This window comes from Streptomyces sp. NPDC087428 (genome assembly GCF_044744085.1).
Taxonomy (GTDB): Bacteria; Actinomycetota; Actinomycetes; order Streptomycetales; family Streptomycetaceae; genus Streptomyces.
In genome coordinates, this window is the sequence record NZ_JBIUXR010000026.1 from 88,702 (window position 1) to 96,247 (window position 7,546).

The 7,546-nt window shown below is 68.4% G+C and carries 6 protein-coding genes and 2 pseudogenes; 1 reads left to right on the plus strand and 7 read right to left on the minus strand.

Annotation, left to right across the window (positions count from 1 at the left end):
• Positions 1–599: 599 nt before the first annotated feature.
• Together ACIO3R_RS37485 and ACIO3R_RS37490 are read right to left on the minus strand one after the other, a co-directional pair.
• Positions 600–1,022, minus strand: a complete 423-nt coding sequence (locus tag ACIO3R_RS37485) for a two-component system response regulator (protein ID WP_402111492.1) — start codon at positions 1,020–1,022, stop codon at positions 600–602.
• Complete coding sequence (locus ACIO3R_RS37490; RefSeq protein ID WP_402111494.1) at positions 971–2,044, minus strand: helix-turn-helix domain-containing protein; 1,074 nt, start codon at positions 2,042–2,044, stop codon at positions 971–973. The genes ACIO3R_RS37485 and ACIO3R_RS37490 overlap by 52 nt, the downstream gene beginning before the upstream one ends.
• Before the next feature lie 743 nt (positions 2,045–2,787).
• On the opposite strand from ACIO3R_RS37490, the pseudogene ACIO3R_RS37495 reads away from it, so the two are divergent.
• Positions 2,788–3,637: pseudogene (locus ACIO3R_RS37495) on the plus strand (IS5 family transposase).
• A gap of 15 nt (positions 3,638–3,652) precedes the next feature.
• Here ACIO3R_RS37495 and ACIO3R_RS37500 read toward each other — a convergent pair.
• The 5 genes and pseudogenes from ACIO3R_RS37500 to ACIO3R_RS37520 form a co-directional block, all read right to left on the minus strand.
• Positions 3,653–3,967 carry a hypothetical protein gene (locus tag ACIO3R_RS37500; RefSeq protein WP_402111496.1) on the minus strand — a complete coding sequence of 105 codons (315 nt, stop codon included), beginning with the start codon at positions 3,965–3,967 and terminating at the stop codon, positions 3,653–3,655.
• Positions 3,968–3,992: 25 nt separating this feature from the next.
• On the minus strand, positions 3,993–4,757 hold the full coding sequence (locus ACIO3R_RS37505; protein ID WP_402111498.1) for a hypothetical protein: 765 nt from the start codon (positions 4,755–4,757) through the stop codon (positions 3,993–3,995).
• Between the two features lie 50 nt (positions 4,758–4,807).
• Complete coding sequence (locus ACIO3R_RS37510) at positions 4,808–5,419, minus strand: hypothetical protein (RefSeq protein ID WP_402111500.1); 612 nt, start codon at positions 5,417–5,419, stop codon at positions 4,808–4,810.
• Positions 5,420–5,548: 129 nt separating this feature from the next.
• A complete protein-coding gene (locus ACIO3R_RS37515; protein ID WP_402111502.1) occupies positions 5,549–6,244 on the minus strand; it encodes a hypothetical protein in 696 nt (231 codons plus the stop codon).
• Positions 6,245–6,276: 32 nt separating this feature from the next.
• Positions 6,277–7,546 (minus strand): annotated as a pseudogene (locus ACIO3R_RS37520) (ATP-binding protein); the annotation flags it as partial.

Here is a 7,546-nt window from a genome sequence, read left to right on the forward strand (position 1 = left end):
ACGGGGCAGCACGGCCATCGACGCGATCTTTGCGTAGTCATGGCCGGTCGGCAGAGTCTTTGGAGCGCAGGCCTGTAGCCCGCCGTGGGCCCAAAGTCCCAAGGAAGTCCCAGAGGTGCCGCCGCACCCCTATCTGACCCGCTGAACAGCAGGCCAGATGGGGGTGCGGCTCACCTCTGCTCGAGCGGAGGTGAACGGTAGTGGGCGTACAGCCCGACTCGTCTGTCGCTACCAGCGGTTTTGCCTCGAAGAGTGCCTCTGGCCTGCTTCGGAGGTCCGGCCTTCAGGAGCTTGCCGCCGTCAGGCTGTGAAAAGCCCTCGGAAGTCCGTCGGGCAGCGCTGGTAGTGCCTGAGAAGTCCCTGGAGCGGAGGGGCGGATGACGCCTCCGGGACCTACCGAAGCAACCACCGGGCGCAGTGTCGGCCGAGCCCGGCGATCACGGCTTGGGACGCCCGCACGGCGGATTTCAGCAGTCCGCGGGGCAGTCGGCCTGGTGCGAGACCGACGACCTCGCTCTCTTCGTGTGACGGCAGAGGTGTCTGCCGACGAGGTCAGCTTGTATGCGCACGGCCTGAGCGTCGCCGTGCCCCTGGCAAAGCTACGCACTCAGCGGCCCATTTCCCTCCAGAAGACCTATTCGTCGTTCGAGGTGGATCTCGGTGAAGACGGCGACCTTGGCACGCAGGGCCCATGGATCGAAGGGCTTGCTGATGTAGTCGACCGCGCCGGCTGCGTACCCGCGTGCGGTGTGCTCGGGGTCGATGCCCATGGCGGTGAGGAAGATGATCGGCACATCCCGGTTGCGGGGGCGACGCTTGATGTGTGCGGCCGTTTCGTAGCCGTCCATGTCCGGCATCTGTACGTCCATGATGATGACGGCGACGTTGTCGTGATGGAGTAGCGCCTTGAGCGCGTCCCGGCCGGAGGTGACGGTGACGATTTCTTGGTCCAGCGTCTCCAGTACCGCTGTCATGACGAGCAGGTTGTCGGGCTGGTCGTCAACGATGAGGACCTTGGGCATGCGCAGCGGTGTCTGAGGCAGCGCGACGGGGTGCTCGACTGCTTCGAGTTGTCGCTCCAGCAGGTCGCAGCGTGCCTCTGCGGCGGCCCGGGCCGGGCGGTGCGTCGGGCGGCTGCGGCGAGGCCGAGAGCGTCGGCAGGATGACCGGTGTCGACCGCGAGCTGTGCCTTACGGCCGAGGATGTACGCGGTGAGATCGGTGTCGCCGGTGATGTGGGAAGCGTCCAGTGCTTTCGCGGTGTGGCCATGGGCGGTGCGCTCGTCGCCGATGTCCTGGGCGAACCAGCCTGCCAGCTCTTCGTATCGCGTCTCCAAGGCGAGAAGCTCGATGGCGTCGGTGCCACGAGCGGATCGACGTCTTGTGGCAAGGGAGACGAGGTGTTGTTGCAGGGCGGGCAACACGTGCCGAGGGCCGATGAGGTTGTCGGTCTGGATCATGACCCGGCGGAGTTGCGTGAAGTGCTCGAGGGGAGACCCCATGTCGGCGAGTTCGGTGGCAGCCGCCGGCGTCGCGGCCGGCATGGCTGTCGCAGCCAGGCCGGCGATCCCTGATGTGAGAACAACGCGGCGGGGCACGGGCACGAAGAGGATCCTTCCGTGGATGCGGGCGGGGACGACGACCGTGTCCGTGTCGTCTCCAAGCGAGCCTGCCCGCACGACCGCGTTCATGGCCAGGGTCTCCGGGGCGCTGGCCCCATGACCCCGTGTACTGGCCCCATGAGTCGCTGTCCCGGCTCTGGACACCGGGATAGAGCAATCCTGGGGGGCCTCGCGCTCCGCGCTGTCCCAGCCACGAACCAATGCACCGGCGGCATCGAGGATGTCGTCGAGAGCGATGGCCGCATGTCTCGGGACGGGACGTTCAGCGCGCTCGAAGCGCCCGAGATGTGAACGGTCAATCAACGCCCTGCGAGCCAGAGCCTGCTGCGACAGCAGACGGGCCTCGCGGAACTGGCGTAGCTCGTAACCCCAGCGGTGCCATGGGCCGGCGTCCGGAGTCAGCTCGTTCGGCTGCTGCCCCACGCTTCCTCCTCCGCCGTGGACTTTCGTTCACCCGCGGTCGATGTCAGCGACAGGGGCGGCTCTCCATGGGGCCTGCGGAGCCAGCGTGTGAGGCTCCATCTAGGGCCTGCCCATCGGGGTTCCGTACCGCTTTCATCGTCGGTACGAGCTGATCACACGGTATCCGAACGGCGCCTGGCATGGACCTGATTCACGTCAGTGGCGAACGTAGTGGTCGGTCGGACCGAACGCATTGCGCAACCGTCGGATGAGCCCTGCGCGGGCTGAGCGCGATCTAGGGGAAGGCGACCATGAAGACACGTAGAAGCCTGGGCGACATGATCGCCGTCTCCAGTCCACGGATCAGCCTGATGGGATCCCGGGACCGAACGGACATCGACACTGCTCGAACCCAGGAGTGGCACCGCAAACCCGCCCCGCTGGAGCGTCCGGCGCGCAGCGGCGAGCTCGTCCGGCTCCGTCAGCAGTTCCGTCGCGAGGCGACCGAAAGGTGCGACCGCCGCTCCGGTGATCGCCCTCTCCGGGTGTTGGCGTACAGCTTGGTGCTCAGCAGGAGTGCCAGGCCGGATGAGGACTGGAACACCCTCCAGACCGAGGCTGAGCAGCGTGGCTACGCAATGGGAGCGAGGTTTCACGACATAGCCGTTCCCGTGACCACGACGTGCCTCCCCGGCTCGGGCGCCGGCTGTGGCGTCTACACGCCGCCACCTAGGTCGTTTCGTTCGGATCATCTGATCGTTGGTCTGGGTGTGTCGTTGACTGACGCGCAGTGGGCGCGGATCGAGCCGTTACTTCCGGACCGGTCGCGAAAGCGGGGTGGACGGTGGCGTGACCATCGACAGGTGATCGACGCGATCGCGTTCAAGTTCCAGACCGGCTCGCAGTGGGTGCACCTGCCAGAGCGGTACGGCAACTGGCGGGGCGTCTACAACCGTCTGAGGATGTGGGCCGTGGACGGCACCTGGGAGCAGGTGTTCACCGCGCTCATCGCCCAGGCCGATGCCGATGAGGATCTGAACTGGGCTGTCTCGGTGGACTCGACGATCGTGCGCGCTCACCAGCACGCCGCCGGGGCCCGCAAAAAGGGCCTCGGCCGGCGAGCCGCACGACCATGCCATCGGCCGGTCCCGCGGAGGACTGACCACAAAGATCCATCTCGCGTCCGACGCCCACTGCCGGCCGCTGGCCTTCGTCCTCACCGCCGGACAGGCCGGCGACGCGCCTGCTTTCCCGGACGTGATGGCCCAACTTCGCGTCCCTCGCCCACGCGGGCGGCCCCGGGCCAAGCCGGACATGGTTCTGGCCGACAAGGCGTACTCGTCACGCGCCATTCGCGAGCACTTGCGCAAGCGCGGCATTCGGGCCGTGATCCCCGTCCCGGCAGACCAGCGGGGCCACCGGCTGCGGCGCGGCAGCCAAGGCGGCAGACCCCCAGCCTTCGACCGCGAGGCATACAAACAACGCAACACCGTAGAGCGATGCATCAACCGCTTGAAGCAATGGCGTGGCATCGCCACCCGCTACGAGAAGACCGCCACGATCTACCTGGCCGGACTCCACATCGCAGGCATCTTCCTGTGGTCAGCCCGATGATCCAAACGAAACGCCCTAGGCGTCGGCAAGGATCTGGTGACGACAGCGCACGCCCCAGGGCAAGGCCCGCTCGGTCCCCTCCAGAGGAGGCATCCGGTACTGCTCGGACCATGCTTCGGACGCCGTCTGTTCCTCGGCGCGCTTCGCCTTGAGCCAGGCGGCCTTGTCCTGCTCGTCGCCTTCGTTCGAGGCGCGCCAGCAGTCCGTGCACTCCTGCCTGGCGAGCCACTCGGCGAAGCCGGGGCGGCGGTCGGCCGGTCGGTCGGACAAGTCGCGGTCGGCATGGTGTCCGCAGGTGTGGTCGATAGGCCAGATCGTCTTCACGGCCATGGAAGGGCCTCCTTGAGGAGTTGGATCAGCGGTCGCGGGAGTACGCGACGCGGGGGTCAACCGGCCGGACCGCCGGTGTGGTGACGGCGGCGGCGGGGGCCGGCGCCCTGCCCCGGAGACCGGCACGGGCCGGGCTGGCGGCGAGCGCGGCGGCGCTCAACGGAGATGCGCGAGCGGGACCACGGCCGCGCTCACGGCCGACCGCCGGCGTGGCAGCAGGGCGAGGCCGAGCCGTCACCTCTTGAGCGAGGCGGGGCTGCACTGCGACCTGGAGCCCCGAACAGTGCAGGGCCACCGTGGCGTCGGCGACTTTGCCCAGCGCCTCGACGCGATCGGTGGTCACGGGGAGCAGGTAGATGTCCAGGCTCGAGTTGTGCCGCCAGCCGTCCTCCACCAGCGCGAGCCCGCTGAGGCCGGAGACACGGTCGTCGAGGGCTGCGACGATGCCGAGCTGTGGGTGATCGGCGAAGGCGACGTCTGGTTCACCGAGCGGACCGCTGTCGCGTATCTGTGCCGTGTCGGGCGCCAGCGCAGGGTCAAGTGCGACGTCCACATCGACCTGGTAGCCGGCCTTGCGCAGCAGATCGATGGCCCGGCTCGTACGGCCGTGTCCGTCACGGTTCTGGTCGGCCAGCGCGTACAACGTCGGCTGGTCGGGGACGCAATGGAAGTCGAATCCCTTGAGCATCCAGGTGCTGGCCGCGAGGTTCTTCGGGTTCGCGGCGACGATGCCGTGGACGGGGTGGTGGCCGAAGGCCAGGTCGGGCAGCACGTCGTAGTGGCTGGGCATGGCAGATCCATCCGAGGCGGGTGCGGTTACAGGCACGGGCGACGGGCGGATCAGTTCTGAGGGTGCCGTGCACGGAGGACTCCTGGATCACGGTCGGTTAGAGCCGGGGGGGCGGATGAGGAACTGGCCGACGGCGGCGCGGCCCGCGCGGAAGGCTCCGGCGGCGGACCGGTCGGGAGCACGCGCTGGCCGACCGACGGCGAAGAGGCGAGAGCGACACTCGCCCGGGATGGAGCGGAGTCGGGCGGGAGCACGGTGGCGGCGCGCGCCTTGCCGGAACGTTCCTGCTCCTGGCGTGGTGGTACGCCAAGCTGGTCCAGGCGGGCGTCGACAGCGGAGAGGAGATCCGGCACGCTACCGCCGTGGCGCGCATGCGGACCGTCCGGCTCGGAGTCGTAGATCACCTCGTAGACGGCAGGCTCGAAGGACCGGTGGCGGGTGACCATCCAGCTTACCGGGGACTCGGGGCGCTCGGAGGGCGGCTCCTGCGGCGGCGAGATGATCAGCGAACTGCCGTCGGGAAGCTCGGCGTGGACGATGTAGTCGCTCAGGCCGTACTCGACGGTGCCCTCCAGGCCGCGCTGCCCGAGCGCGGAACAGAGGGCAGCCTGAAGGCGACGCGGATCGGACCTGGCGGTCGGGGGCGAGGTTTTGTGGTGCATGGACTTCTCCGTTGCGAACGCCCCGCCGCACGGCGGGAGCCGACGGGGCGTGGAGCTTGAAGGAGTGCGGTGGTCCATGAGAATCCGGTGATCGGGCAGTTTGGCGCTGCCGTGACTGCGTGCTAGGGATCACCGCGAGCGACCGGGAGCCGGCGGATGCGATGCCGGCGGGACCTGGGGCAAAGCAGGTGATATCCCAGGGGTGTTGTGCGTCGAGCGGGTCAGGGCGACGCGAGCCCGCTCGGTCTGCGCCGGCCGTTCGGTGTCCGCTCGGTGAGCTAGATATTCACCGACACGCACCAACGCCGGTCCCTTGGAACCAAGTTCATGTGAGTAGTGCCAGCCCTCGGTGTTGCGGTGCTCCTCGGCACGCTCCTTGTAGAGGTGAAGCACGCTCGGCTGCGAACCGTCCATGAGCGCCATGACGCCGTCCCATTCGTGCCGCAGCTCCTCCGCCCGGAACAGGATGGTGTCGATCCCGCGTATCCGACGGAGGTCGTCGCTGATCGGCCCCTCGACGTAGTCGGGGCCGTCGACGGCGGCGCGGACGCCGGCCAGCACCTCGGGTCCGTGGTCGAGGAACACCTCGGCGTACTTCCACGCTTCGGCGTCCCGCTTGACCTTCCCGCCCCCGTAGACCTTGTCGTCCAGCGGCCAGCCGTCCGCGTCGCAGAGCGAGTCCGAAACCGCGTCCCAGGCGTCGCACGCCTCGTTGATCCCGGCGGCGGCCGAGGCCAATGCCGGGAGGTGCCGTCGCCACGCCAAAGGGTCGGTGGCCTGCGACGGCTGGTTGTCACCGGAGGAAGGAGTGGATGAAGCAGACATGGTCGATTCCCGTTGCTGTGCTGGTCGTTGGGCTAGGCCGCCATACGGGCGTCTGTGTCGAACAGCTCCCGCTCAGCCGGGTGGAGGTGTGCTGGGTGATGAACGAGCGGCCGGCGACCTTCCACAGACCTCGGCCCTTGGTCAGAGCGGACACCGCCTGGGTCTCGACGCCGGTATCAGGCCGAGTAGAGATGCAGCGGCGGCGAGCTGGTCAGGCTCCTGGCGGTAGATGATGCGCGTGCTGCAGTCCGCGAGGAGCCCCTCGGCAAGGACCCGGCCGCGCGACCCGGTGTCGCCCCGCCGAGAGCAGATCGCTGAGGCGGTGGATCACCATCAGGTTCGCGATGCCCAGACCTCGGGAGAGCTTCCACTGGCTCTGCATCCGCTCCAGCAACCCGACGTGCCGCATCAGCCGCCACGCCTCGTCGTAGATCACCCAGCGCCGACCGCCATCGGGATCACTGAGGGCTGACTCCATCCATGCGCTCGCGCACGTCATCGCGAGTACCAGTGCCGTGTCGTCACCGGAGCCGCCGAGACGGGAGAGGTCGATGGACAGCATCGGTGTGGTCGGGTCGAACGAAACGGTGCTCGGCGCGTCGAACATGCCGCTCAAGTCGCCGTGCACGAGACGTCGCAGGGCGTGGGCGAGGTCCTGGGCGGCTGAACCGAGGTGCCCCGCCTGGTGGCCGAGGACGTGGTCGAGGCGTTCGGGGGAGCCGAGTACGTGCGCGATCTCGCCGGGCGGCGGCACCGTGCCCCGGGCGGCGGCGTCAGCGACGACCAGATCCAGGGCCAGGTCGAGGGCGGTGTGCTCCATCGGCAGCAGGTCTCGCTTCAGCACGGGGCGGGCGAGGCTGGCCAGCAGCAGACGGCGCTTGCGAACCTCCGTGAACCAGTCCTCCTCGCTCACGGAGGCGGGGCGGGCCGGGGCGTCCAGCGGGTCAACCGTCCAGGGAGCCCCGGGCCCAGGGTGATGCTGTAGCCGCCGAGGGCTTGCGAGACACCGGTCCACTCCCCCTTGGGATCGCAGGGAATGTATATCCGGTAGCCATGGGCGATCGACCAGGTGGCGATCGACTTCACCAGCGTGGACCTGCCCATGCCGATGATGCTGGCCAGGACCGCGTTGGGGTTGGTGAAGCCCTCCACCCTGCCGCTGTTGTAGAGCGAGAAGGGGTCGAAGCAGAAAGCCGCTTCCGCATGCACATCGCGGCCGATGAACACCCCCTCGGCCCCCAGGCCGCCTTCGGCTACGAACGGGTAGGCGCCGCTGGCTGTTGCGGTGGTCATCCGGTGGGC